This window comes from Arthrobacter sp. Alg241-R88, assembly GCF_900537115.1.
Taxonomy (GTDB): Bacteria; Actinomycetota; Actinomycetes; order Actinomycetales; family Micrococcaceae; genus Arthrobacter.
In genome coordinates this window covers 173361-199678 of record NZ_UNRG01000003.1, presented here as the reverse complement: position 1 = coordinate 199678, position 26318 = coordinate 173361, and the positions used below count along the sequence as shown (strand labels likewise).

Here is a 26318-nt window from a genome sequence, read left to right as displayed (position 1 = left end):
ACAGGGCCGCTAAACGGCAACTGCAGGGAAACACGCCGGAAAAAGCAACGGCCTACGCTGGGTTCCATCACGAAGTTCCGGCCGTTTCACCGGCCGCCAGCGAAAGGGCCAGCACATGTCCGCTCCGGCACCCTCCACCTCCACTACTCCCGCCAACCGCATCGTCATCGCGGGAGCTGGTCCGGCCGCACAGGCTCTCGTCAGCCAGCTTGACCGCGCCCGGTTCACCGGCACCATCACCGTGCTGAGCAACCGGGACGACACCCCGGAGGAACTGCTGGAGCTGGCGCTCCTCCCCCAGGTCTCCGTCCGCTTCGGCCAGCCGGCCAGCCACATCGACCCGGAGAACCGGACTGTCGCCACGGCGGACGGCATGGAATTCAGCTACGACCAGCTGGTCATCGCCACCGGATCGGCACCCGTGGCCAGCCCGGTGGAGGGCGCCAGCGGCTGCCTGAGCTACTCCACCATCGATGACGCGGCCCGCATCGGCGAAGCCGTCAGTGAAGTCACGAGGGAACTTGGCAGGCGCCCGCTGGGGATCCTCGTGGGGACAGGTGCTGCTGCCGGCCAGGCTGAAGCAGTGCTTCGGGCCAGGGGCGTACGCCCCATCCGCACCACTGCCCGGCCGGCCGCCGTAATGCCCGGTGCAACAGCGTCAGGTTTCGCGGCGTCCGGTGTGGTCTTCGAGGACGGCAGCAGCATGTACGGCGACTTGGTGGTCCTGGCTGAGGAGCGGGTGTCCCGGGACGGGCTCGCCGCCAGCGCCGGCCTGCGGACTGCGCCCACCGGCGGGATTGTCATTAACCAGGACTTCCGGACCTCCGTCCCCGGAATCTGGGCCATCGGTGACGCGGCAGCGTTCGACGGCGTCCGACTGGGCCTGCTGGTTGCTGCCGCCTCCGCGGCGGGCGCCTGCGCCACCCAGCTGCTCACGGCTTCTGCTCCTGCCTCTTTGCCGGCGGCTGCCTGACAGAGGACGGGACCCGGCCGGGCTTCCCGCTGAGGGTGGCTCCGGTTGTGACAAGATGGTTCCCGAAACGAGTCATGGGCGTTACAACGCCCGGCCCACGGGCCCCTGGAGAGGACCATCATGAGCAACGAAGCCACCCCTTCCGTTGAAACTGCAGCCGCAGGTTCCGGCAGCATCGCGTCCTTCATCGACCACACGCTGCTGAAACCCGAGGCAGGAGAGGCTGACGTCCTCAAGGTTTGTGCGGAAGCGGCCGAATACCACTTCAAGTCGGTGTGCGTTAACCCCATTTGGGTGAAGACAGTCAAAAAAGCCCTCAAAGGGACCGGCGTCCTGACCTGTTCTGTGGTGGGCTTCCCGCTGGGTGCCACCCCCACGGACGTCAAGACCTTTGAAGCCCGCGGCGCGGTGCTGGATGGTGCTGACGAGGTGGACATGGTCATCAACATTGCTGCCGCAAGGGCCGGGGACAAGGGTGCCCTGGTTGAGGACATCTCTGCGGTGGCGGAGGCTGTCCACGCCAGCGGCGCGATCCTCAAGGTCATCATCGAAACAGCGCTGCTCGACGACGCCCGGAAGGTTCTTGCCTGTGAGGCCGCAGTGGAGGCCGGGGCCGATTTCGTGAAGACCTCAACAGGCTTCAACGGAGGAGGTGCCACCGCGGAGGACATCGCCCTGATGCGCCGTACTGTGGGCCCCGACCTCGGTGTGAAGGCCTCCGGCGGTGTGCGTTCCCTCGAGGACGCGCAGGCTATGATTGCTGCAGGTGCAACACGTATTGGTGCCAGCTCCGGAATTGCCATCGTCAAGGGTGAACAGGGTTCATCCTCCTACTGACAGCAGCCGGAGTCGCCACAGATTGAGGCCCCCGCGGCCAAGGAGGAATGAATGTCCAGCAAGATCACGGCTTCCAACCAGGGCCCCGCGTCTCACGAAGGGTCGCTCCAGACCCCGCAGAATGAGAACAAGCTTGCCACCAGCGTCATTCTCTTTGTGGTCTGCATGGCCTTGTTCCTGGGCGCGATCTACTCGCTGTCCTTCCTCACGCTCGAGAACCCGTGGCCGATGGCCGTCTGCATCGGGCTCTTCGGCCTGACCTACTGGATCCCGCAGACCATCCTGGGCCGCTCCGATTCAGCCGGCGAGCACTGATCCCAAGTAAGTAGCAGTAACTGTCGTTTTGAACGCTCATAGCGACACTTAGTGCTACCCAGTTGGGCAGCAAGCCAACGAAACCCCCGGGACCTCTGTCCCGGGGGTTTCTGCGTACCTAGAACCAGATGCGGGTCCAGGCCTCAGCAGCTGCCGCCACTGTAGTCCAGTGGGTCCGCGCTATCGCCCAGCCGGCCACGCACAGTCCCACCATCGCGTAGGCACTGACCGGGATCAGCAGCAGCCATTCACGCTTTGATCCTGCACGGCCCAGCAACGGCAGGGAGAGCGAGCCGTTGGGACGCCAGACCTGGCGCAGCAGCGGCACTTTGCGCAGCGGCTTGGGCGGGCGGATGACGATCGGCCACAGCAGCGGCACGCCTCCGGTGGTAATCAGGTCACCGACGATATGGACCACCACGCCGGTCAGCATCGAGACAGGAAGCCACGTCCACTGGTCCGGCGCGAACCACGTGACGAGTCCGGCCATCACCAGCCCGAAGATCCAGTTGGTGAGGAACCCGGATCTGGGGAAAAGCTTGAGCGCCTTGGCCGCGATGTTGATCATAAACATGCACAGCAGCCCCGCGCCCACGGACAGCAGTCCCCAGTCCGTCTGCAGCTGGAACTGCCCGGCCAGGGTGGCCAGCAGCACAAAGAATGCCGCCCCGAGCACGGAGTGGGTGCCCTGCCGGTGCCCGCCGCTGGCGTTCTCAATCCCGACGGCGATCACATTGGACAGCGGCGGCAGGGAATTCGCCACGGTGCTGTGCCGGTGGTCCCAGTCGCACACCAGGGCCGTTCCCGCCGTCGCCATCCCGCCGATCAGGATCCCGGTGGCGTCCAGCGGGTACCAACCGAGCGTGTACGGCCCTGTTGAGGCAATAGCTACCCACGCCGCGGCTCCCGACGCGGCGTGGTGTCCTCCCATCAAGGCCTACCCGCTTACTGCCGGAGCGGCCAGGGGGGCGTCCGAGAAGATGTTCCGGATGACGCCGTTGGCCCATTCGAGGATTTCCGCGTCCTGCAGGTCCCGGCCGCCGATCTTGGCGGTCTTTGGTTTGGGAATCAGCACGGCATCGAGGGCAGGCTTGGACTGGGACCCCGGGTACATCCGGTTCAGGCGCATGACCTTGGACTCCGGAAGGGTGGCGGGCGAGAACTTGATGAAGTTGCCCTGCAGGGCCACGTCCGACAATCCGGCTTCCCGGGCACCGACGCGGAAGCGGGCCACGGACACAAGGTTCTGGGCAGGCAGCGGCGGCTCGCCGTACCGGTCCACGAGCTCGGCCAGGACTTCGTCGATGGCCTCGTTGGTGAGCGCCGACGCGAGCTTTCGGTAGGCCTCCAGGCGCAGCCGCTCCCCCGGCACGTAGTCATGCGGCAGGTGGGCATTGACCGGGAGTTCGATCTTCATTTCGGCGGCCTTCTCCTCAGCCTCGCCGCGGAAGTCCGCCACCGCCTCGCCCACCAGGCGGATGTAAAGGTCGAAGCCCACGCCCTGGATGTGCCCGGACTGCTCGCCGCCCAGCAGGTTGCCGGCACCGCGGATTTCCAGGTCCTTCATGGCCAGCTGCATGCCCGCGCCGAGCTCGTTGTGTGTGGCGACGGCCTTAAGCCGTTCGAGCGCCACCTCGCCCAGCGGCTTCTCCGAGGGGTAGAGGAAGTAGGCGTAGGCGCGTTCACGGCCGCGCCCCACGCGGCCACGGAGCTGGTGCAGCTGGGACAGCCCATACTTGTCCGCGCCGTCCACGATCAGGGTGTTGGCGTTGGAGATGTCCAGGCCGGTTTCGATGATGGTGGTGCACACCAGCACGTCAAACCGCTTCTCCCAGAAGTCCACAATGATCTGTTCCAGGCGGCTTTCGGACATCTGGCCGTGGGCCACCTCCACCCGCGCTTCCGGCACCAGTTCACGGATCTTGGCCGCGGTGCGCTCAATGGTGGACACCCGGTTGTGGACCAGGAACACCTGGCCTTCGCGCATCAGTTCGCGCCGGATGGCAGCGGAAGCCTGCTTGTCCGTGTACGGGCCAACGTACGTCAGGACGGGGTGGCGTTCCTCGGGCGGCGTGGCCAGCGTGGACGTCTCCCGGATCCCGGTAAGGGACATCTCCAGCGTGCGGGGAATGGGGGTGGCGCTCATGGCCAGCACGTCCACGTTGGTGCGCATCTTCTTGAGCGCTTCCTTGTGCTCCACACCGAAGCGCTGCTCCTCGTCCACAATCACCAGGCCCAGGTCCTTGAATTCAAAGTCCTTGGACAGCAGGCGGTGGGTACCGATGACGACGTCAACCGTCCCGTTCTTGACGCCCTCCGCCGTCTCCTTCGCCTCCTTGCCCGCCTGGAAGCGGGACAAGGGCTTCACGCGCAGGGGGAACCCTGAAAACCGCTCGGTGAAGGTTTCATAGTGCTGCTGGGCCAGCAGGGTGGTGGGGACGAGCACCGCCACCTGTTTGCCGTCCTGAACCGCCTTGAAGGCCGCGCGCACGGCGATCTCCGTCTTGCCGTAGCCCACGTCGCCGGAAACCAGCCGGTCCATGGGGATCTCACGTTCCATGTCCGCCTTGACCTCGTTGATGGTGGTCAGCTGGTCCGGCGTCTCCACGTAGGGGAAGGCTTCCTCGAGTTCGCGCTGCCATGGAGTGTCCGGCCCAAAAGCGTGTCCGCGCGATGCCATCCGCGCCGAGTACAGCCGGATCAGTTCGCCGGCGATCTCCTTGACGGCTTTCCGGGCCTTGGACTTGGTGCTCGCCCAGTCGGCACCGCCCATCTTGCTCAGCACGGGGGTGTCGCCGCCAACATACCGCGTCACCTGGTCCAGCTGGTCGGTGGGGACGAACAGCCGGTCTCCCGGCGCGCCGCGCTTGGAAGGGGCGTATTCCAGGACCAGGTACTCGCGCACACCGTCGCCACCGCCGGCGACTTTTCGCTGGATCAACTCGACAAAACGTCCAATGCCGTGCTGCTCATGCACCACGTGGTCCCCCGCCACCAGCTGCAGCGGATCCACCGCGTTGCGGCGCTTGGACGGCATGCGGCGCATGTCCTTGGTGGATCCGGCCGACGTCCGGCCCAGCAGGTCCGCTTCCGTCAGCAGGCCCAGCTTCAGCCCGTCCAGGACAAAACCGCGTCCGACGGCGGCAGTGGTCACTTCGATGATGCCCGCCTGGGGCTCGTGGTCCAGGCTGTCAACGCGGGCACACGGAATGTCGTTCTCATGGAACAGCTCCGCCAGCCGCTGCGCGGGCCCGGGACCTTCGGTGGCCACAACAATCCGCCACTGGTCGCGGACGTGGGAGCCGATGAAGTCCATCATCTCCGCCACGTCGCCCTGGTAGCCCCGCGGCTCCCGCGCATGCAGGTTCAGGACGTCGATCTCGGGCAGCAGTTCCTCGTCCTGGGCGAGCGAGGTGATGGACCACCAGGAAACCCGGTGCTCCAGGGAGGAGCTGCGCGTTTCGGTCAATGACCGGAAGCTGGCGGAATGGAGCGCAGCACTTGCCTGCGAGCTCAGATCCAACGGGGCAGTTCCGCCGTCGGAGGCGGTGGACCAGGCAGCCTCAAGGAATTCCTCATTGGTGGCAGCGAGGTCATGGGCGCGGGTACGGACCTTCTCCGGCTCGATGATCACAGAAATGGAACCCGCAGGCAGCTGCTCCACAAAAGGAACCATCGAGTCCACCAGCACCGGGGCCAGGGACTCCATGCCCTCCACGGTGATGCCGCCGGCAATCTTTTCCAGCATGTCCGCCGCGGCCGGAAGCTGGGATTTGAGGGTGGCCGCCCGCGACATCACTGAAGGGGTGATGAGGATCTCCCGGCAGGGCGGGGCGTGCAGCTCCGTGGGGTGGTGGAGTCCGGGTGAGGATAGCGAGCGCTGGTCGGCGACCGCGAACCAGCGCATCTGGTCCACTTCGTCACCGAAGAATTCAACCCGGATGGGGTGGTCCTCCGTGGGTGGAAAGACGTCAATGATGCCGCCGCGGACCGCGAACTCCCCACGGTGCGTCACCATGTCCACGCGGGCGTATGCGGCGTCTGCCAGGCTCCGCACCACTTCGGTGAAGGGCATCTCCTGGCCCACCTTCAGCGTGACCGGAACCAGCTCACCCAGGCCGGCCACCACGGGCTGGACCACGGCGCGGACCGGCGCCACCACCACACGGAGCGGCCCCGCCGTCGAGGTTTCCGGGTGCGCAAGGCGGCGCAGCACGGAGAGGCGGCGGCCCACGGTGTCCGAGCGCGGGGAGAGCCGTTCGTGCGGGAGTGTTTCCCAGCTGGGGAACTCTGCCACGGCGTCCGTGGGGAGGTAGGCCCGAAGCGCGGCGGCCAGGTCCTCTGCCTCCCGGCCGGTAGCGGTGACGGCCAGCACCACGCCCTGCCCGCCGCCGTCGTGCCCTTTGTCGCCAGCCCCTTCGGCAGCGGCCGCAATGCCGTCCGCCATTTCGGCCAGCAGCACGGGACGGAGCCCTGCCGGTGCACTGATCTGGTAGTCCTGGCCCCGGACGTCGAAGCCGCGGGCGGCCTCGGCCCGGACGCGGGCAAAGGTCTGGTCCGGGGCGAGGGCGCGGCGCAGTCCGTCCAGCGACGGGCCTGCGCTGGAATGGCCGGCGGTGGATGGGCCGGGAAGGCTCATGGCAGAAGCTCCTGTGGTGTTCAGTGGATCGCAGGCAACGCGAAAACCCGAAATTCGCTTCGAATCCCGGGTAAAACCCAGCCTACCCTCCTGCACCGACATGGCAGGCGGATGGGTGCGGTTAGGCTGGCAAAGCCCAGGAAGGCAGGCAGGGCAGCCGTCCAGGCGCGCTGCGGCTCCGAACAGCTTAAGGACGAAGAGGAGACAGCATGACCGGAACCAGCAATACCCAGCGTTCACCCAAGACTGTCCTGGTTACCGGGGCCACCGGCTACATCGGCGGCCGGCTGGTGCCAAAGCTCCTGGAGGAGGGCCACACCGTCAAAGTCCTGGTGCGCTCCCCTGACAAAATCGCTGGCGTCCCGTGGCGCGACAGGGTGGAAGTTGTGGAAAGCAGCCTGGACGACGGCGACGCGTTGCGGTCGGCGCTTTCCGGCGTCGACGTCTTTTACTACCTGGTGCATTCCATGGCTGCCGGGGCAGGCTTCGAAGCCAAGGAACAGTCGATGGCACGGGCGGCGGCGGAGGCCGCAGCGGCCGCGGGCGTTGGCCGGATCATCTACCTGGGCGGCCTCCACCCCAAGGGCGTGGACCTGTCCACCCATATGCGCTCGCGGGAGGCCGTGGGCAAAGTGTTCCTGGACTGCCCGGTGGACGCCATCGTGTTCCAGGCGGGAGTGGTGATCGGTTCCGGTTCGGCCTCCTTCGAAATGATCCGCCACCTTTCCGAGACGTTGCCGCTGATGCCGGCGCCCAGCTGGGTCCGCAACCGGATCGAGGCCATCGCCGTGCGGGACGTGCTGTACTACCTCGTGTCAGCGGCATCTTTGGAGGGACCTATCAACCGCACGTTCGATGTCGGCTGCCGCCAGGTGCTGACGTATGCCGGAATGATGAAGGAGTACGCAGCCGAAGCGGGCTTGCCGTACCGGGTGGTACTGGCACTGCCTGTCCCTGCGCCGAAGCTCGCCGGGATGTGGGTAGCCCTTACCACGCCCATCCCGCTGTCCATGGCCGTGCCGCTGGTCCAGTCCCTCCAGCACGACGCCGTGTCCAATGAACACGACATCGACGAGTACATCCCGCAGCCCGACGGCGGCCTCACCGGCTACCGCACCGCCGTCGCCCTGGCCCTTGGCAAGGAACGCGACGGCCAGGTGGAGACCACGTGGGCCAACGCCGGGGTGGCCGCCGATCCTTTGCCCAGCGACCCCGACTGGGCCGGGCACAAGGTATACATCGACGAACGGACCTTCCACGGCGACGTGGATCCTGCCCACGTGTGGACGGTCATCGAGGGAATCGGCGGCCGGAACGGCTGGTACTCCCTGCCGCTGGCCTGGCAGGTCCGCGGCTGGCTGGACAAGCTCACGGGCGGCGCCGGGCTGCTGCGCGGACGCCGGCATCCCCACACGCTGGCCTCCGGAGAGGTGGTTGACTGGTGGCGGGTGGAGCGGATCGACCACGGAAAGCTGCTGCGGCTCCGGGCGGAGATGCGTGCTCCGGGCAGGGCATGGCTGGAGCTGTCCGTGGAGCCGGACGGGAACGGCAGCCGCTACCGGCAGCGGGCAATCTTCTTCCCCAAGGGCCTCAGCGGGCGGCTGTACTGGCTGGCCGTCCTTCCCTTCCACAGCCTGATCTTTCCGGCCATGGCAAGGAATATCACCGGGGCTGCCCGGAAGAGGGTGGATGCGGAACCGACAGCCCGGACCCCGTAGGATGTTTGGAGCCTAATCTGACCCCACGTCCCAGGAGGACCCATGGCCTTGAGCGCAACCACCACCCTTCCGCACTCCGTCCCCAACGTTGCAGCTGTCCTGGTGAATGAAGATTTCCAGCGCCACGTCAGCCAGCTTGTCGGCGGCAGCCTTGAATCCTTCACGGTCGACGGCGACGTTGCCGGGGCGTTCAGCGCCACGTCCGTGCGTACCCTTCCCACCACCCGGCTTCCCGAGTTCGCCCGCAAGTTCGTGGGTGAGCACCTCAAGGTCACGCAGGTGGAAAACTGGGACGCCCCCGCGGCGGACGGATCCCGCCAGAGCAACATCTCGCTGAAGATCGCCGGCGCCCCCGTTGACGTTACCGCCGTGCAGCGGCTGGTGGCTGCCGACGGCGGCACGCGCGTAGAGCTTGAAGGCGAAGTAAAGTCTTCCGTGCCGTTCCTCGGCGGAAAGATTGCCGACGCCGCAGAACCGATGGTTGCCAAGGCACTGAACCTTCAGGCCAAGCAGGCACAGGCCTGGCTGGAAAGCCACTAGTCCGTGGAGCTGCCCGTCTTCGCCGCGCTGGTCCTGGTCATCGCCGGCCTCTGGTCCCTGGTGGTTTGGCCGCAGTTCCTGCGCCGGGTCATGAAGGATCCCCGAGCCCGGGACGCCGCCGGCAAGGCCACGAAGTTCCTCACCGTTCACGTGGTGCTGGTCAGCATCTCCATGGTGCTGGGGGCCGCCACCGCCATCATCGGCATCATGGGCCTGTTCGGCTAGGTTCGTTACTGAGAGAAGTCCGGCCCTCCTTCCTGCGGGAAGGAGGGCCGGACTTCTTTAAGTCAGGACTGTTGTCAGGCGGCCTGGTTGAGCGCGTCCTCGGCGGCAACCCAGGAGATCATGGCGCACTTGACGCGGGCGGCGTACCGCGCCACTCCCTCAAATGCCGCGGCGTCACCGAGGATTTCCGGGTCGGCCGGTACTTTGCCCCGGGACCGGAGGACCTCGCGGAAGTTGTCGATCACCTCGTGCATCTCGGCCACTGTCATTCCCTCGGCCAGGTCCGTGAGGACGGAGGCGGACGCCATGGAAATGGAGCAGCCTGCGCCGTCCCAGGCAATCTGTGCCACTTTGCCGTCGGCGACGGCCAGGCGCAGGGTTACTTCGTCGCCGCAGACGGGGTTCAGCTGGTGTGACTGCCCCGTGGTGGCGCCGTCCGGTGCCTTCGTCCCGGCCAGTCCGCTGCCATGGCGGGCTTTGGAATGGTCAAGGATGATCTGCTGGTACAGGTGGTCAAGGCTCATGTCATACCTTCGATGTGCGTCTGCGTTTGATGTATTAGGCGCGGAAGTAGGCGCGCACGCCCGCAACGGCATCCAGGAACTGGTCCACGTCGTCGGTGGTGTTGTACAGGTAGGCGCTGGCCCTGGTGGTGGCTGTCAGCCCCAGCCGGCGGTGCAGGGGCTGGGCGCAGTGATGGCCAACACGCACCGCGATCCCCCGCGAATCGAGGAACTGGCCCACGTCATGGGCGTGCACTCCTTCGACGTCGAACGCGGCGAGCCCTATCCGGTCCTGCCCGGCAGCGGGGCCCAGGACCCGGATTCCCGGAATGGACTCGAGCCCGGTGATCATCCGCTGGCCGAGCTCAGCCTCCCAGCGGTGGATCCGGTCCAACCCTGTTTCGGTCAGGTAGTTCGCTGCAGCAGCCAGCGCCACAGCCTGGGAGATCCGCTGGGTTCCGGCCTCAAAGCGCTGGGGTGCGGGGAGGTATTCGGCGCGTTCCATGGTCACCGTGGTGATCATGGAACCACCTGTCAGGAACGGCGGCAGGATGTCCAGGACGTCCTGCTTTCCGTAAAGTACACCGATTCCCGTGGGGGCGAGCATCTTGTGGCCGGAAAAGACAGCGAAGTCGATGTCCAGCTCTTTGACGTCCAACGGCATATGGGGTGCAGACTGGCAGGCGTCCAGGACCACCAGGGCGCCCGCGTTCCGGCCCAGGGCGGTCAATTCACGGACGGGGTTGATGGTGCCCAGGACGTTGGAGGCGTGCGTAAAAGCCAGCACCTTCGTACGCGCGCCGACGATGTCCGGGGCGAGGTCCATGCGGAGGCTTCCGGCGTCGTCCACGGGAATGTAGCGCAGCGCCGCCCCGGTACGGAAGGCCAGTTCCTGCCAAGGTATGAGGTTCGCGTGGTGCTCCATCTCCGTCACCACGATCTCGTCGCCCGGGCTCAGCGCCAGGTCCTTCAGCCGGGCGTCGCCGCGCCCTTGGGCGGCCCAGAGGCCAGCGTTGGACAGGGCATAACTGAGCAGGTTGAGGCCCTCGGTGGCGTTGGAAGTCCAGATGATTTCCGAGTAATCGGCGCCTACGAAGTCGGCCACGGTCTGCCGGGCGTCCTCGAATGCTTCGGTGGCCTCGACCGCAAGATGGTGGGCGCCCCGGTGCACCGCCGCATTGCGCTGCTCATAGAATTCCTGCTCGGCTTCGATGACACTCAGCGGGTTCTGCGACGTGGCTCCGGAGTCCAGATAGATCAGCGGGCGTCCGTTGACCAGCTGGTCCAGGACCGGGAAGTCGTTGCGGATGCGCTGCACCTCGGCGTTATCCATGACCGGCAAGGCGCGTTCCAGTGTGGCTGGCGTTGATACTACGGCCAAAACTAACTCCTTGAGATGCCAACGGATGACACTCAATTGTCCCACAGCACGGCTGTGGCGGCCGCCTGGAGGGGCAGCCGCCACAGTCGCTCCGGGCTTCAGCCCGCGGAATGGAGGGCCGGCGACGGCTGGGGGGAGAGTCTCGGTCTCAGAAGACTCTGACGTCGCCGGCCCCGACCAGCCCGGCCCACAAGGACCGGAAGTTTGTCGGGACGGAGGAGCTTGTTCTGCTGTAGGCAACTTTTGCGGCTTCTGCCGGTTCTTTTTGCCTCCTTAAGTAAATACTCCGGCGCCACACTGCACACGAGTAGGGTGTACTCGAATTCGTCGTCCCCGGACTACCGGGGCACCCTGCGGTACCCGCATTGCTGCGGCCGCAGCCGGTCGAAGGGCTGAGCAGGCATGCAGCCTCGCGGCTTGGCCAGCCGGAAGGTGGCAGGGGAAGGTGTTGGGCAGCGCTTATTTGGGGAGGGCTGACTCGAGCTCGTCGCGGCTGCGGACACCCAGCTTTACGTACGTGCGGTACAGGTGCCCTTCCACCGTGCGTACAGAGACCATCAGCCGTTGGGCGATTTCCCTGTCAGTAAGGCCTTGCACGGCCAGGCCGACGATGTCCTGCTCGCGGCGGGTGAGGTGGACGGCGGGAGCAGCAGCAATGAAGCGCCCTTCCCTGAACCGCTCCCCCAGTTCGTGGTCGCATTTCTCGCGCAGCGCCACTGCCTGCCTGGACCGCCGGCGTTCTCCGGCCTGCTCCAGGAGGGTACTCGCGCGGGCATAAGCCTCGCGCGCGAGATTCACAAAGCCGGATTCCTCGAGTGAGTTTGCCGTGTCCATCAGGGCATCCCCGTCACCGGCTTCCCAGCCGGTTGCCAGTGCCAGCATCGCCTGGGCGTATCGTCCTTCTATCGCCTGCGCCACCGACTGCACCATGGGAATGACCGATGGGTCACCCAGATCCCAGCAGATGGACAGGATTTCGAGCAGGGTTCCGGCCCTTGAAGTGGCATCATGCGTGGTGGCCAGGGTATGGAGCGTTGCCAGCCCCTTGCCGTCCCGGGACAGATATTCGGAGGCAGCGGCACCGTATGCTGAAGCCAGCAGCTCGTGGGCAGGACCTCCGGCCACCGCATCGGTGAAGTCCTCTTCGAGTCGTTTGGCCTGCGCTGCGTCACCCAGCCGTGCCGCCGCGTAGAAGCCCAGCGAAGACCCGAAGCGGAACAGCTGCAGCGGATCATTCAACCTCAGCGCCTCCACGGCCGGCAGCAGCACCTGGTATGCCCGCTCCATCCGGCCTTGCCGCAGAAGCGAGTAGCCGCGAAGCACCTCCAGGCTTCCGTTGAAGGTGGCGGCTCCGCGCGCATGGCCAGCCGCGTAATTGTCGAGTTCGCGCTCGGCAGACTCCCATTCGCCCATCGCCAGGTAATCAATCACCAGCCGGCCCAGCACGAACTCGGTGAAAAAGAACAGGCTGTCCTCCAGCGCAGGCAGTTCCGAGGCAGCCAGGAGGGCGGAATCCAGCCCCTGGCCAGCGCGGCCGGCTGCAGCAAGGGCGTGGGCCAGAAGCGCCTCGCCAAGCGCCCTGATGGATTCGCTTCCGGCTTCCTCGGAGGCTGTGCTCCGGATCTCCCGGACCTCGGCGGTGAGCGCCCCGGCATCCACGGCCGCACCCAGCTGCAGGAGGTGCAGGACCTGCAGGAGCCAGTCCTGCCGTTTCTGCTCTCCGTCAACAGGCTGTTGACTGTTTACGCCCTCGGCCAACGCGTTCAAGGACTGGCCGGCGGCCTGGTGGGCCGCTGCGCGGAGCAGGAGGACGGCGGGGCCCTCGGCGTCTTCGGAAAGCTGACGCCAGCAGGCATCAAGAAGGTGGGCGGCCTGGCCGTAGGCACCCTCGTTGTAGAGGGCGCGTGCCTGGATGGCCCTGGCCAATGGCACCAGTGCGGGATCCTGGATTTTGGCTGCGATCGAACGTGCGCTTACGTTGCGGAACCGCCTCAGGGCCTCACGGGCAGCGTCAAGCATTTCGGGGTCCGATACCCGCAGCCCACACTCAAAAGCCCACTCTACGGACCTGAGCTTGCCCTCCCCGCGCAGGACCGTGCCGTTCTGGTGGACCCGGATCTTTTCGAGCAGCTGCAGGCTTCGCGACACCGAGAGTGTATTCCGGATGGCGGTGGCGAAGAGGGCATTCCACATGGACAGTTCAGCCGGCACTCCGGAAGTCTCGGTGATCATCTGCTGGTCGAGGAGAGAGCGGACCACCGCGGCCCCGCTGATGTCCTCGATCACCTTCCGGCCCACGGGTCCGGCAAGCGCGATGAGCTTCAGCGCCTCCTGTTCCTCTGGCCCCCGCCGGATGTGGTCCTTGGTCACTACTGCCGTGAGTTGGCCGCCGTCGGCGGGCAACGGACCAAGCAGCATCCAGATGCCGTTCCGCTTGGCCAGGACACCGCTTTCGGCAGCGTCGTGCAGCAGTGCGTCGAGGATGCGGGGATTGCCGCCTGAAGCAATCCACACTGAATCCACTGTGGCTGCCGGCACCGTTCCATCCAGGACGTGGGCGAGAACTTCCTCAATCTGTTCCCTGTTCAGGGGCCGAAGGTCCACCCGCTCGGCAAGGCCGTCGTACCAGAGCTGGTCCAGCGGCTGCGGGAGGCCCGGCCGGGGTCTGGCAGCAGCTACCACGGTTGCCCAACCTGCCGAGATCAGGTCCGCCAGTACCCCGGCAGAGGAGTCGTCCAAGTGGTGGGCATCATCCACCACCAGAAGGACCGGGGCGCCCCTGCCGCCCTTCAGCTTCTCGAAGTACGTCCACATGGAACGCAGAACCGCCACGGGTGAGACCGACTCTTCGGCGCTCAGCTCTCCGGTATACGGAGTCAGTACGCCGAAGGGCACAGTGGCCAAGGCAGAACTGCCATGAATCTGCAGGATGTTGAGCTCCCCGGAAAGCCGCTCCAGGATCGCCTCAGCCAGGGACGTCTTACCGATCCCGGGCCCTGCCATCACAAAAACGGCATGACTGGTCCCGTTCCGGACAATGTTGCAGATGCGTTCCAAAGGCTCGCGCCGGCCGGTGACGGGGCGGTGTGCCGGTTTGTGGCCGTTAGACGAGTCCAGTCAGATCACCCCTGGAAGTTACGCCAAGCTTGGTGAAGACCTGGTACAGGTGGCCTTCCACCGTGCGGACGGACACACCCATTTCCAGGGCGATGTCACGGTTGGACGCCCCGCGGCCGGCCAGCCGTGCGATCTGGCGCTCCCGGGCGGTCAGCAGAGGGCTGCCACTGCTGGGCACGATGGGAAGATTCGCCACAGTGGCAGCCAGGATGTCCAGCCGGGCCTGGGCGGTCCGGGCGGAAATGGTATCTCCGTCCTGCCGGGCGAAGTCCACCGCCAACGCCATGCAACGGGCCTCCACGGTGTCCAGTTCGAGGGTGGCCGCGATTTCCCCTGCTGCGAGAAGGATTTTGGCATCCTTGGTCCGGCTCCCCACGGCCAACAGCCGGGCGACTTCCGCCAGCGGTCCCTGCCGGTGATCCGAGATCTCCTCAAGGAGGCGGAAGTCGGCATCGCTGCCGTTCACGGTCGCTGCCAGCAGGCTGATCCCGGCGTTCGTGTAAAGACCTGCCTCCATGTTCCGCCGGGCGGACTGCTTCAAGCCGGCAGCAGACTCGGAATCTCCCAGCCAGCGCCCCGCAACCAGGGCGCAGAACTCGATGATGCTCTCCGTGGAAAAACTTGCCTTGCCTGGTATCCGCTGGAGTTTGGCCAGGAACCTGCGGGCCTGGGCAGCATTGCCCGTCTGCGCGTGGGCCAGTGCTGTAGCTGCGTAGGCACAGCGGAGGGCATTCTGGAGCGGCTGGAGCTCAAGCTGCGCCACCGCCGAAATCAGGGGGTCCAGGGCAGCGCCACCCCGGCCGGAATAAACATAGGCGAGCCCGACGGCGAGTTCAGTGGCCGCGCTCCGGTACGGGAGGCGGTCGTATTCACCGGTGTCGTGTGGGCCCAGGAGGTCGATGCAACGCCGCCACTGCCCGGCCGTCAGCAACACCAGGTAGGCCTCCCTGGTGTATTGCTCGCGCAAACCCACCACGTGCGAAACGTCCGTTATCTGGCCCCCAAGCTGCCGCATCAGGCTCAGGGCATCCATTTCCCGTCCGGTCAGCGCCAAGGCAGTCATCAGGATGACGGCGGACTGCATCCGGTGGGCGGTGTCCGGGTTCCGTGCCGGGTCTGCAGCTGCCTCCAGCTCGGGAATCATGGCCGCGTAGTCACCAACGAACGCGCGGTATTCGAACTCGCTGAGCGCCACGCGGTGGACGGCAGCCACTGCCGGATGGGGCCAGGCTGCGTTGTTAGCCATGGCGTCCAGCCGCTCCCTGGCTTCAGCCAGAAGAGCCGGGACGTTGCCTGCCTGGTCCGGAAGCCACAACATCACCTTGGCTTTGGCCGCCACCACCCGTGCGTATTCCTCGACACCGACATCCTCAAGTTCCGGCTGGGAGATATCGTCCAAGGCAGCAAGTGCCTGGATGGGCAGGTCCAGTTGAAGGTACGCGGCAGCCTTCTGACGCTGGGCGGGTACCCATTCCTGGTCTGTCCGCTTCAACATGTCTGCGTAGGTCAAGGCGAAGCGGGGATCAAAGAGCTGGACTGCGGCCTCGGCAGCGGCGAGGGCCAGTGCGGAGCTCAGCTCAGCTTCACACTCGTGTGTCCACGCGGCGAAGGCCATCAGTTCCTCGACGGTCATGTTCGCCGGCTCGGGTTCCGTACCGCCCAAAAGCCCGCTGCGCAGTTCCCGGCGCCGGGCAATGCTTAGCCATGACCGCACGACGTCGCCGATGTATTTTTCACGCAACGCAACCCAACGGTGGTCCGAATCATCGATCTCCAGCAGGCCGGCGTCCTCCATGTCCGCCACCACTTCGGCGGGGTAAATGGCAGTGAGCCTGGAGAGTTCCACCCGCCTGGCGCAGGAGAGCATCTCAATGACTTCCCTGGTTGCCGGGGTCTCCCTCGACCAGCGGGACCTGACGATGTCGTCAAGGCTGGCGGCGCCGTCGAGTACCACCTTGTCCCGGAGGGTCCAGACGGAGTCGGACAAAACGAGGTTTCCCGACAGCCGCTGTTCGGTGACAAGCGCCTTCAACAGCAGGGGGTTGCCGCCCACCATGTGGTGATAGGTGCTGACCAACGATGCAGACACCCGTTGGCCCAGCAAGGACAACAGAACCTGGCGGGTCTGCAGCTCGTTGAGGTTGTTGAGCCGGACCTCAGTCAGGCGACGGTCGGTGAGCAGCCAGTGGAAGTCGGCGGGAAGGTCGCTGATCTTCGGTGCAACCGCGATGATTTTGGCTGTGCCGGTCAAAAGGACGTTCAAGAGCACGCCCGCGCTCATATCGTCAATGCTTCCGGAGGTGTCCAGTGTGATGATGCAGCGCCGGCCGGCGGCGTCACTCCGGATCAGCGACGTGATCCCACGCAGGATGGCCGTGGGAGAACCCATGTAAGCCTGGGGCAGCCGCGCCAGCAGGAAGGAGAGGCAGCCGTACGGTGTGTTGGCGCCGGCGGGACCGCTTCGGAGTTGCAGGGACCAGACGTCGGGACCGAGGTCTGAAACGGCGGCCCGGGCGAGGGAGGACTTTCCTACACCCCGCCCACCGGTGATAACCACACCCAGCGAGTCTTCGCTGACCAGTGCTGTTCGGACGGCTTCAAGGTTTGCGCCGCGGGCAGGCGCCGACCACTGTTGCGCCCCGGGCGCGCCGGAATTTTCGGTATGCAGCCCAACGTCGTGAGATGTTGCCCCACGCCCCCAGCTAAGTGGCTCGATTGACATGAACTTATCCCCTACGTCCCGCGATAGCGGGATGTAGCCCCATTGCTCCCCCGCCTACGAAAAAGACTACCCGTGCCGCAGACAAGGAAACAGGTAGGCGGGGCTTTAAGTTTTTATGTTGCTAGCGCTCGGACTTGGCCGGATGGAATTTCTGCTGCGCGGACGCGAGCCCCTCCCGCAGCAATAGCTCCACCGCGTCGGCGGCTTCGTCCAGCAGGAAAGGCAGTTCCTTGAGCTCGGCAGTGCCAAAATCACGCAGGACGTAGTCGGCCGTTTCCATTCGGCCCGGCGGCCTGCCGACCCCCACCCGGACCCGCAGATAGTCCTTGGTGCCAAGCGCTTTGGAGATGTCCCGCAGCCCGTTGTGGCCGCCTTCTCCCCCGCCGGTCTTTAGTTTCACCGTATTGAAGGGAATATCGATTTCGTCGTGTACCGCCACCACACGGTCCGGCGTGATGCCGTAGAAGCTTGCCAGCGCCGAGACCGGCCCGCCCGAGACATTCATGTAGCTCATGGGTTTCGCCAGCACCACCCGCGGACCGCCGATGCCGAGCCTTCCCTCCACCACTTGGGCGCGGGCCTTGTGCGTCTTGAATCCCGCGCCTACGCGTCCGGCGAGTTCGTCAAGGACCATCTGTCCGACGTTATGCCTGTTGCCCTGGTATTGCGCACCCGGGTTTCCGAGGCCAACGATCAACCAGGTGTCAGTCATGAATCAATCCTAAGTGGGGGTTTGTGGTGAGGACGGCGGGGCAGACACGGCAGTGGCCGGACCCTGGGGATCCGGCCACTGTTGAAACGTGCAGGCTGTTACTCTGCTGCTGCCTCGGAGGAAGCACCAGCGGCTTCTTCGGTGCCTTCTTCGGCGGACTCGGTGGCCTCGGAGATGTTCACCACGAGGGCATCGGCATCGGCGAGGAGGACTGCGCCCTTGGGCAGGACCAGGTCGGACGCGTGGATGTGCTCGCCGGCGGTGCGGCCTTCGATGCTGACCTCGACGGCGGTGGGCAGGTGGGTTGCCTCGGCCTCAAGGGAGATAACAGTGAGTTCCTGGTTGAAGACGTTGCCCGGAGCAAGCTCGCCGACAACGTGGACCGGAATGTCAACGGTCACCTTTTCGCCCTGGCGGACGGTGAGGAGGTCGATGTGCTCGATGATCTGCTTGATCGGGTCGCGCTGGACGTCCTTGACCAGGGCCAGGTGGCTTTCGCCGTTGATGTCCAGCGACAGCAGGGCGTTGGCGGTACGGACGGCCAGGGTGGTGGCCTTCGCCGGGAGCGTCACGTGGATGGGCTCTGCGCCATGGCCGTAGATGACGGCGGGGATGAGGTTCGCCATACGGGCGCGGCGGGCGTAGCCCTTGCCGAATTCGGTGCGTACTTCTGCTGCGAGCTTCTGCTCAGACATGGATATCTCCTTGAAAACTAAACGGTGTTCAGCAAGGGCGGAGGTCTGTTGCGACCTTCAACGCCGGGCGGCCGTGGCCGGGCCCATCTTCGAAGGGAGATTCAGACCCAGTCGATAACGGAGACTGCGGTCCGGTTTCCGTATATACGGTTACCGGCGCTCTCCCTCGCCAAGGTATCGCTGAAGAGTCTACCAGCGCCGTCCGTGATTCATGAAAACGGGCCCCGCTCCCGGCAGCCGAACGCTCGGCCACCGGGCGCAGGGCCCGACTGTTAATTCAGGTCAGGCTTTGCCGTCGAACAGGCTGGTGACCGACCCGTCGTCGAACACTTCCCGGACGGCACGAGCGATCAGCGGAGCGATGGACAGCACGGTCAGCTGCGGGAAGCGCTGTGACGCGGTGAGCGGCAGCGTGTTGGTGACCACCACTTCCCGGGCGCCCGACTCCGAGAGGCGCTGGGCTGCCGGCTCGGAGAAGACGGCGTGCGTGGCGGCGATAATAACGTCCTTGGCGCCGGCGTTCTTGAGCACGTTGACGGCACCGGAAATGGTTCCGCCGGTATCGATCATGTCGTCGATCAGGACGCAGGTGCGTCCTTCGATCTGGCCCACCACTGTCTTCGAAACGGCCTGGTTGGGAACGGTGAGGTCCCGGCTCTTATGCACGAACGCCAGCGGGGCGCCGCCCAGGCGTTCCGCCCACTGCTCCGCAACCCGGACGCGGCCGGTGTCCGGCGAGACCACGGTGATGTTTTCGGCGTCCACCCTGGTCCGGATGTAGTCCGCCAGCAGCGGGATGGCCATCAGGTGGTCCACCGGGCCGTCAAAGAAGCCCTGGATCTGCGAGGTGTGCAGGTCCACGCTCATGATGCGGTCGGCGCCGGCGGTTTTGTACAGGTCGGCCACCAGGCGGGCCGAGATGGGCTCGCGGCCGCGTCCCTTTTTGTCCTGGCGCGCGTAGGGGTAGAAGGGCGACACGACCGTAATGCGCTTGGCGGAGGCACGCTTCAGCGAGTCGATCATGATCAGCTGTTCCATGAGCCAGTTGTTCAGCGGTGCGGGGTGTGCCTGGATGACAAAGGCGTCGGTTCCGCGGACACTCTCGCCGGCGCGGACGTAGATCTCACCGTTGGCGAAGTCGTAGGCGTCAACCGGGAGGAGGTCGGTGCCGAGCTCCTTGGCGATCTCCCGGGCCAGCTCTGGGTGGGCGCGGCCTGTAGCGAGCACCAGCTTCTTTTCGCCGCGCGCCGTAATTTCGCTCATTATTGGTTGCCCTCTTCTGTAGATGCCGGGGTACTTGAGGAATCTGGGGTGGCTGCCTGGGCCAGTTCGGCGGAGCGCGTACCGGGGCGGTTGGCCGCCACCCAACCCTCGGTGTTGCGCTGGGCGGCAACCGTCAGCGCGAGCGCGCCCGCCGGGACGTCCTTGCGGATCACCGCGCCGGCGCCGCTGTAGGCGCCGTCCCCCACGGTGACCGGGGCAACGAATACTGTGTTTGAGCCTGTCCTGACGCCCGAGCCAATGACCGTCCGGTGCTTCTTCTCGCCGTCGTAATTGGCAGTGATATTTCCGCAGCCGATGTTGGTGTCCTCGCCGATTTCGGCGTCACCGGCATAGCCGAGGTGGGAGAGCTTGGAACCACGGCCGATGGTGACGTTCTTCGTTTCGTAGAACGCGCCGATCTTGCCGCTTTCGCCCAGGACAGTGCCGGGGCGCAGGTAGGTGAAGGGGCCGACGGCGGCGTCCGGGCCGATGATCGCCCCTGATCCGTGCGTCCGGACCACTTTGGCGCCTTCACCGATAGTGACGTCCGTGAGAGTGGTGTCGGGGCCGACGACGGCGTCCCTCGCCACGGTGGTGGCGCCGTGCAGTTGGGTGTTGGGCAGGATCCGGACGTCCTCATCGAGGGTCACGGAAGAGTCGATCCAGGTGGTTGCCGGATCCACAACTGTCACCCCGGCACGCATCCAGGCCTCGACGACACGGCGGTTCAACTCCGCGCCCAGGGCGGAGAGCTGCACGCGGTCGTTGGCGCCTTCCACCTGCCAGCGGTCAGCGGTGACGACGGCGGCGACGCGGCCGCCTGCCTGCCTTGCCAGTCCGAGGACGTCGGTGAGGTACTTCTCGCCCTGGGAGTTGTCTGTGGTGACATGCGTAAGTGCGTCACGAAGGACGGCAGCGTCAAAGGCGTAGATGCCGGAGTTGACCTCGCCGATGAGAAGCTGGGCGTCGGAGGCGTCCTTGTGTTCAACGATGCCGGTGACGGTCCCGTCGTCGCCGCGCAGGATGCGGCCGTAGCCGGTGGCGTCCTCAAGGACTGCCGTGAGGACGGTGACAGCATTGCCTTCGCGTTCATGCGTGGCCACGAGTTCGGCCAGCAGCTGACCGGAGAGGAGCGGCACGTCGCCGTATGTCACCACAACGGTTCCGGTGAGGTGCTGTTCCCCGTCCAGGGCCTGGAGGGCGACCTCCACGGCACGTCCCGTGCCGGGAATCTCGTCCTGGTCCACAATGACGGCAGCAGGATCGAGCTCTGAGAGGTGGCGGGCCACCAGGTCACGTTCATGGCGGACCACAATGGCGAGCTGGCGGGGATTGATGCTCCGTGCAGCGAGCAGCGCGTGGCCCACCATGGACCTGCCGCCAATCTCATGAAGGATCTTGGGAGTGCGCGACTTCATCCGGGTACCGGCGCCTGCCGCCAGAACGATGACCGCGGCCGGTCCGGTATTCTCGGGGATCACGTACGGGCTCTCCTTGCTAAGTTACGCTGGCGTTTTACGGTGCTCCCGCGGCCTGAAGCCGTCCCGGCACCGAATGTCATCCTACTGAACGCTCCTCGCACAGCAGTTCCGCCCATAGGATTCGAACCTATACTCCACGGCTCCAAAGGCCGGGGTGCTGCCATTACACCAGAGCGGACCGTGCCGTGGCGCGCGGCCGGGCACAAGTAGTTATTTTGCCACGGGTTCGGGGCGCCGCGCGACATAGGCCCTTCGTCCCCCGTCCTTGCCCCGCTTCTGCCCCCTAGCCCGCCCCATGTTTGGCACGGCGGGCGGCTGCAAATCCGTGGGGGGCGGGTAGTGCATGATGGAAATGTGAGCAACAACCCTCCGCGGACACGGATGACCGGCCTTCAGCGGCGGAGCCAGCTGATCGACGTCGGGCGGGGCCTTTTCGCAGTCCGCGGACTTGACGGCACCACAATTGAGGAGATCGCCGCCTGCGCGGGAGTGTCCAAGCCGGTCATCTATGAGCACTTCGGATCCAAGGAAGGCCTGTACACGCAGGTAGTGGACTTCGAGTTCCGGATCCTCCTGGACGCCATCAACGCCGCCCTTACCGCGGAGGCGAAGCCGCGCGTCCTCGTGGAACGGGCCGCCCTGGCGCTGCTCACCTACATCGAAGACCGCACCGAAGGGTTTCGGATCCTGATGCGGGACGCCCCGCCGTCGCAGCCCGAGGGCGCCTTCTCCACCCTGCTCTCCCACGTCACCGCCAAAGTGGAACATATCCTCTCCGACGAGTTCGACCGCCGGGGCTTCAGCGCCCAGGACGGCGCCATGTACGCCCAGATGCTCGTCGGCATGGTCGCCATGACCGGCCAATGGTGGCAGGACAGCCGCCAGCCCGACAAACACACTGTTGCGGCCCACCTGGTAAACCTCGCCTGGAACGGCCTCACCGGCCTCAAGAAGGACCCGGAACTCAAGTCCGAGGGCTGAGCTTTCTTCCCCTAGTCACCTTCCGTGCCCTTGGTTACCTTCGCGGCGCAAGGGCCCTTCGCCGTCGCTTAGACACGTCGCATAGGGGCACCTGCGGTCGCTGGGCGACCTCCGGCGCCCGATGCGCCGCGATGCGCTCCTACGCGAAGGCCCCCCGCACCACTCTTGCCGAGCGTTCCGGTCTCCCCCCACGCCAGTTGTGCCGAAGGTTCCGTTTGAGAATTCCCCGCACCCTGTTGCTGCGCATTCCGTACGAACGTCTCGCCCGCCCCGTTACCCCACGCCGAAGGTGCCAGCCGCGTTGCCTTCTCGTCCACAGCGTGGGGCGCCGTTACCCTCGCCGGAGGCGGTCCTTCGGAAAGGAGCGCATCGCGGCGCGTCAGGGCATGGAGGTCGCCCAGCGACCGTAGTGCCCTCTACGCGTCGTGTCTAAGCGACGCCGAAGGGCCGGCTCCGGCACCCAAGCCGGGCACAGCCGGTCGCGAGAAGCGATTACTCGCCGAGCACCTCGAGGGCCTCCAGCCATTCGAGTTCGAGGGCTTCGCGTTCCCCTGCGAGGTCCTTGAGCTTTTTGTTTTGGTCGGCCAGGGCGTCGAAGTCCGATTGTTCGGTGCTTTTAACCATTTGGTCGTGGAGCTTCTTTTCCTGCTGTTCCAGTTTGCCGAGCTGGCGTTCGATGCGGTTCTTGGCCTTGCGGGCGTCCCGCTTTTCGGCCTCGGACGGTCCGGCGGGAGTCGCCGCTGCGGTGGCCGAACCGCCGCTGGTGACGGGGTTGCCGCCGCCGGTGACCGTGGACCCGGCCAGGGCGGACTCGCGCAGCTCCAGGTACTGGTCCACGCCCCGCGGCAGGGCGCGGATCTTGCCGTCGCCCAGCAGCGCCATCTGATGGTCCGTCACCCGCTCCAGGAGGTAACGGTCGTGGCTCACCACAACGAGTGTCCCGGGCCAGCCGTCCAGGACGTCCTCGACGGCGGCGAGGGTATCGGTGTCGAGGTCGTTGGTGGGCTCATCGAGCATCAGCACGTTGGGCTCCCCCACCAGCAGGCGCAGCAGCTGGAGACGGCGGCGCTCACCGCCGGAAAGGTCCCGCACGGGAGTCCATTGCTTCTCGTTCGTGAAGCCAAGCTGCTCCACCAGCTGGCCCGCCGTGAACTCTTTGCCGCCCACGTTGATGGACCGTTTCTCGCGCTCGATCACTTCGATAACGCGCAGGTCCGAGACGTCGTCGAGCTCTTTGACCTCCTGGGTAAGCACCGCAGTAACCACGGTCTTGCCACGCTTGAGCCTGCCCGACGTCGGCTCGATCTGGCCGTTCAGGAGCTTGAGCAGGGTGGTCTTGCCGGCGCCGTTGACGCCCACCAGGCCCAGCCGCTCACCAGGTGCCAGCCTAAGGGTGATGTTGTCGAACAGTTTCTGTCCTTCTTCACCCCCAAGGAAGTCCAGCGAGACGTTCTCCAAATCCAAAACATCCTTGCCCAGGCGCGCGGTTGCCATTTTGCTCAGCGCCATGGAATCCCTGGGCTCGGGCACATCGGCGATGAGCGCGTTCGCGGCCTCAATCCGGAACTTCGGTTTGGCGGTGCGGGCCGGCGCGCCGCGGCGAAGCCAGGCGAGTTCCTTCTTGACCAGCTGCTGGCGCTTGCTTTCCATCACGGTGGCCGAGCGGTCACGCTCGGCGCGGGCCAGCACGTACGCTGCGTAGCCGCCGTCAAAAGGATCCACGATGCCATCGTGGACTTCCCAGGTCTTGTTGCAGACCTCGTCGAGGAACCAGCGATCGTGGGTGACCACCAGGAAAGCACCCTGGTTTGCACGCCACCGGGTCTTCAGGTGCCGGGAAAGCCAGGCAACGCCCTCGACGTCGAGGTGGTTGGTGGGCTCGTCGAGCATGATGACGTCATGGTCTTCGATCAGGAGCTTGGCCAGGGCCACCCGCCGCTTCTGCCCGCCGGAGAGGGCGTGGACGTTGGCGTGCCAGTCGACGTCGGACACCAGGCCGCCCATGATCTCCCGGATCTGCGGGTTCCGCGCCCATTCATAATCCGCCTGGTCCCCCACGATGGCGCCGCCCACCGTCAGGTCGCCGTCGAGCACGTCGCTTTGGTCCAGATAGCCCACGTTGACGTCGCCCCGCTTGGTGACACGCCCTGAATCCGGTGTGGACCGCAGGGCCAGCAGTCGCATCAGGGTGGACTTTCCGTCACCGTTCCGGCCCACCATGCCGATCCGGTCACCCTCTTCGAGTCCGAGGGTGATGCCGTCCAGGACGGTGCGGGTTGCGTAGGAGACCGTCAGGTTCTCGCCGCCAAGAAGGTGTGCCAAAAGGGAACTGCTTTCTGCTGCTGAGGTAGGAACTGAAGGTTTTACAGAAGGATGTCGGACATGATGCGCGCCCCCGGAACGGGGCCGTGGACGGCGAGGGCCGTGAGCCCGTAGCGCCGCAGGTTCTCCGCCAGGCCTTCCGCGGCGACAGGATCATCGGCCAGCAGCGCCACAGTGGGACCCGAGCCTGAGACGATGCCTGCGATGGCTCCGTGTGCTTCACCGATTCCCAGCGTATCGCGCAACGAGGGCGCCAGCTCAATGGAAGCCCGTTGGAGGTCATTGACCAGCACACGGCTGAGGGCTTCGGCGTCCCCGCTGCGGAGCGCGGTGAGAATCTGCGGATCTACCCCTGTCGGTTCGGCAACGTCGATGCCCTCTGCAGCCCGCAGGCGGTCCAGCGTCCTGTACACCTCGGGCGTGGGGAGTCCGTAATCCGCCGTGACCAGGACCCAGTCCGTCTGCGCCTTGGCCAGGGCCGGGGACAACTCGTCGCCCAGGCCCAGGCCCACGGCTGTTCCGCCGAGCAGGGAGAAAGGAACGTCGGCACCCAATTCGGCCGCAAGGTGCGCCAGTTCCTCCCGGGAGAGCCCACTGTTCCAGAGTGCGTCACAGGCCAGGAGCGTGGCTGCAGCGTCAGCGGAACCGCCGCCCATGCCGCCCGCCACTGGCACCCGCTTCGTGATTTCCAGATGGACGCCCGTGGCATGCTCGGAAACGTCCGCCATGATGGCTGCCGCCTTGTACGCCAGGTTGTTTTGGTCCAGGGGGATATCGACGTCGTCCAGGTCCAGGGTGCTGTCCGGGCTGAGGGCCACCGTAATCCCGGGGGCCTCGGTGCTGGTGGCTGTTACTTCCTCATACAGCGATACGGCCAGGTAGACACTGGCCACGGAATGGTAGCCGTCGGGCCGTAGCGGTCCGACGTCCAGGGAAACGTTGACCTTCCCCGGAGCCTTGGCACGGACAGTCCTGGCGGTAAACCGCCCTGCCGGTGCCTTCATGGCCGGGCCTCACGCGCTTCCGCGATCCTCGCGAAGGCTGCAATGTCGATCACTTCGCCCCTGGCTGTGGGGTCGACGCCGGCAGCCACCAGGCAGCGTTCAGCTTCTGCAGCGCTCCCGGCCCAGCCCGCGAGGGCAGCGCGGAGCGTCTTGCGCCGCTGGGCGAAGGCAGCGTCCACCACGGCGAAGACCTGCTCACGGCCGGCGGTGGTGGCCGGCGGTTCATGGCGGACAAAGGACACCAGCCCGGAGTGGATCTTTGGTGCGGGCCAGAACACATTCATGCCAATCACGCCGGCCTTGCGCATCCGGCTGTACCACGCCGCCTTTACCGACGGCACTCCATAGGTTTTGGATCCCGGCCCGGCAGCGAGGCGGTCAGCCACCTCGTCCTGGACCATGACCAGGCCATGCTGGAGGCTGGGGAAATGCTGCAGAAGATGCAGCACAACGGGCACGGCCACGTTGTAGGGCAGATTGGCCACCAGGGCGGTGGGCTGGACCGGAAGTTCGGTGACTTTCATGGCATCGGCCTGCACCAGGTGGAAGCTGCCGGCTGCGGCCGGGCGCCATTCCTTCACCGTGGCCGGAAGCTTTGCGGCCAGCACGGGGTCAATTTCGACTGCCACTACCGAAGCGGCGGCGTCCAGCAGCCCCAGAGTCAACGATCCGAGGCCGGGCCCCACCTCCAGCACGGTTTCGTCCGCGCCAACGCCCGCCGCGGCAACAATCCTGCGAATAGTGTTGCCATCAATCACGAAGTTCTGGCCCAGGGTTTTCGTGGGGCGGATACCGATCTCTTCCGCCAGCCGGCGTATGTCGGAAGCACCAAAAAGCGGTGCGGGCGCGGCGGGGATGGGTTCAGTCACCTAGGTATCCTATCCCGGGCA

General features: G+C 65.8%; 20 protein-coding genes and 1 tRNA gene. 7 read left to right on the top strand and 14 right to left on the bottom strand.

All coding sequences use genetic code 11. From position 1 onward, the window contains the following. Positions 1-115: 115 nt before the first annotated feature. The 3 genes from G6R19_RS09520 (at position 116) to G6R19_RS09510 (ending at position 2125) form a co-directional block, all read left to right on the top strand. Positions 116-973: an FAD-dependent oxidoreductase gene (locus G6R19_RS09520; protein WP_163164317.1), complete on the top strand. Its 858-nt coding sequence runs from the start codon at positions 116-118 to the stop codon at positions 971-973. A 120-nt stretch (positions 974-1093) separates the two neighbouring features. Further along, entirely contained in the window at positions 1094-1810 is a 717-nt protein-coding gene (gene deoC, locus G6R19_RS09515) for a deoxyribose-phosphate aldolase (RefSeq protein ID WP_163164316.1), read from the top strand. 51 nt (positions 1811-1861) lie between these two features. Further along, positions 1862-2125, top strand: coding sequence for a hypothetical protein (locus G6R19_RS09510; RefSeq protein ID WP_163164315.1), 264 nt, complete (start codon positions 1862-1864; stop codon positions 2123-2125). Positions 2126-2243: 118 nt separating this feature from the next. Here the strand turns inward: G6R19_RS09510 and G6R19_RS09505 are convergent, their stop codons facing one another. Further along, positions 2244-3056: a metal-dependent hydrolase gene (locus G6R19_RS09505; protein WP_163164314.1), complete on the bottom strand. Its 813-nt coding sequence runs from the start codon at positions 3054-3056 to the stop codon at positions 2244-2246. 6 nt (positions 3057-3062) lie between these two features. Then, positions 3063-6764, bottom strand: a complete 3702-nt coding sequence (gene mfd, locus G6R19_RS09500) for a transcription-repair coupling factor (protein ID WP_163164313.1) — start codon at positions 6762-6764, stop codon at positions 3063-3065. Positions 6765-6973: 209 nt separating this feature from the next. On the opposite strand from mfd, the gene G6R19_RS09495 reads away from it, so the two are divergent. Genes G6R19_RS09495 through G6R19_RS09485 form a run of 3 tightly spaced genes read left to right on the top strand, consistent with a single transcriptional unit; the run spans position 6974 to position 9247 of the window. Next, a complete protein-coding gene (locus G6R19_RS09495) occupies positions 6974-8482 on the top strand; it encodes an SDR family oxidoreductase (RefSeq protein ID WP_163164312.1) in 1509 nt (502 codons plus the stop codon). 42 nt (positions 8483-8524) lie between these two features. Then, positions 8525-9022 (top strand): DUF2505 domain-containing protein, encoded by a 498-nt coding sequence (locus G6R19_RS09490; protein ID WP_163164311.1) that lies wholly within the window; start codon positions 8525-8527, stop codon positions 9020-9022. 3 nt (positions 9023-9025) lie between these two features. Beyond that, the gene (locus G6R19_RS09485) at positions 9026-9247 is read left to right on the top strand and encodes a hypothetical protein (RefSeq protein WP_163164310.1); all 222 of its coding nucleotides are present in this window, start codon (positions 9026-9028) and stop codon (positions 9245-9247) included. A gap of 74 nt (positions 9248-9321) precedes the next feature. On the opposite strand, the gene sufU is transcribed toward G6R19_RS09485, so the two are convergent. From sufU to G6R19_RS09440, 9 genes are all read right to left on the bottom strand, one after another. Then, positions 9322-9771 (bottom strand): Fe-S cluster assembly sulfur transfer protein SufU, encoded by a 450-nt coding sequence (gene sufU / locus G6R19_RS09480; RefSeq protein ID WP_163164309.1) that lies wholly within the window; start codon positions 9769-9771, stop codon positions 9322-9324. 34 nt (positions 9772-9805) lie between these two features. Continuing rightward, a complete protein-coding gene (locus tag G6R19_RS09475) occupies positions 9806-11131 on the bottom strand; it encodes a SufS family cysteine desulfurase (protein WP_163164308.1) in 1326 nt (441 codons plus the stop codon). A gap of 459 nt (positions 11132-11590) precedes the next feature. Beyond that, positions 11591-14248 (bottom strand): LuxR family transcriptional regulator, encoded by a 2658-nt coding sequence (locus G6R19_RS09470; protein ID WP_346010081.1) that lies wholly within the window; start codon positions 14246-14248, stop codon positions 11591-11593. After that, a complete protein-coding gene (locus G6R19_RS09465; protein ID WP_163164306.1) occupies positions 14235-16970 on the bottom strand; it encodes a helix-turn-helix transcriptional regulator in 2736 nt (911 codons plus the stop codon). Before G6R19_RS09465 ends, G6R19_RS09470 begins: the two co-directional genes overlap by 14 nt. A 121-nt stretch (positions 16971-17091) precedes the next feature. Next, positions 17092-17682, bottom strand: coding sequence for an aminoacyl-tRNA hydrolase (gene pth / locus G6R19_RS09460; protein ID WP_163164305.1), 591 nt, complete (start codon positions 17680-17682; stop codon positions 17092-17094). Between the two features lie 98 nt (positions 17683-17780). Continuing rightward, positions 17781-18377: a 50S ribosomal protein L25/general stress protein Ctc gene (locus tag G6R19_RS09455; protein WP_163164304.1), complete on the bottom strand. Its 597-nt coding sequence runs from the start codon at positions 18375-18377 to the stop codon at positions 17781-17783. A 282-nt stretch (positions 18378-18659) separates the two neighbouring features. Continuing rightward, positions 18660-19640: a ribose-phosphate diphosphokinase gene (locus tag G6R19_RS09450; RefSeq protein ID WP_163164303.1), complete on the bottom strand. Its 981-nt coding sequence runs from the start codon at positions 19638-19640 to the stop codon at positions 18660-18662. Continuing rightward, positions 19640-21121, bottom strand: a complete 1482-nt coding sequence (gene glmU, locus G6R19_RS09445; RefSeq protein WP_163164302.1) for a bifunctional UDP-N-acetylglucosamine diphosphorylase/glucosamine-1-phosphate N-acetyltransferase GlmU — start codon at positions 21119-21121, stop codon at positions 19640-19642. The genes G6R19_RS09450 and glmU overlap by 1 nt, the downstream gene beginning before the upstream one ends. A 106-nt stretch (positions 21122-21227) precedes the next feature. After that, positions 21228-21299 (bottom strand) — tRNA-Gln (locus G6R19_RS09440). A gap of 176 nt (positions 21300-21475) precedes the next feature. On the opposite strand from G6R19_RS09440, the gene G6R19_RS09435 reads away from it, so the two are divergent. Continuing rightward, positions 21476-22102 (top strand): TetR/AcrR family transcriptional regulator, encoded by a 627-nt coding sequence (locus tag G6R19_RS09435; protein WP_163164301.1) that lies wholly within the window; start codon positions 21476-21478, stop codon positions 22100-22102. 492 nt (positions 22103-22594) lie between these two features. On the opposite strand, the gene G6R19_RS09430 is transcribed toward G6R19_RS09435, so the two are convergent. From G6R19_RS09430 to rsmA, 3 genes are read right to left on the bottom strand one after another with little or no spacing between them, the layout of a single operon-like run. Further along, positions 22595-24424 carry an ABC-F family ATP-binding cassette domain-containing protein gene (locus G6R19_RS09430; RefSeq protein ID WP_163164300.1) on the bottom strand — a complete coding sequence of 610 codons (1830 nt, stop codon included), beginning with the start codon at positions 24422-24424 and terminating at the stop codon, positions 22595-22597. A 41-nt stretch (positions 24425-24465) separates the two neighbouring features. Next, positions 24466-25428 carry a 4-(cytidine 5'-diphospho)-2-C-methyl-D-erythritol kinase gene (locus tag G6R19_RS09425; RefSeq protein WP_163164299.1) on the bottom strand — a complete coding sequence of 321 codons (963 nt, stop codon included), beginning with the start codon at positions 25426-25428 and terminating at the stop codon, positions 24466-24468. Next, positions 25425-26297 carry a 16S rRNA (adenine(1518)-N(6)/adenine(1519)-N(6))-dimethyltransferase RsmA gene (gene rsmA / locus G6R19_RS09420; protein ID WP_163164298.1) on the bottom strand — a complete coding sequence of 291 codons (873 nt, stop codon included), beginning with the start codon at positions 26295-26297 and terminating at the stop codon, positions 25425-25427. Before rsmA ends, G6R19_RS09425 begins: the two co-directional genes overlap by 4 nt. Positions 26298-26318: the final 21 nt, after the last annotated feature.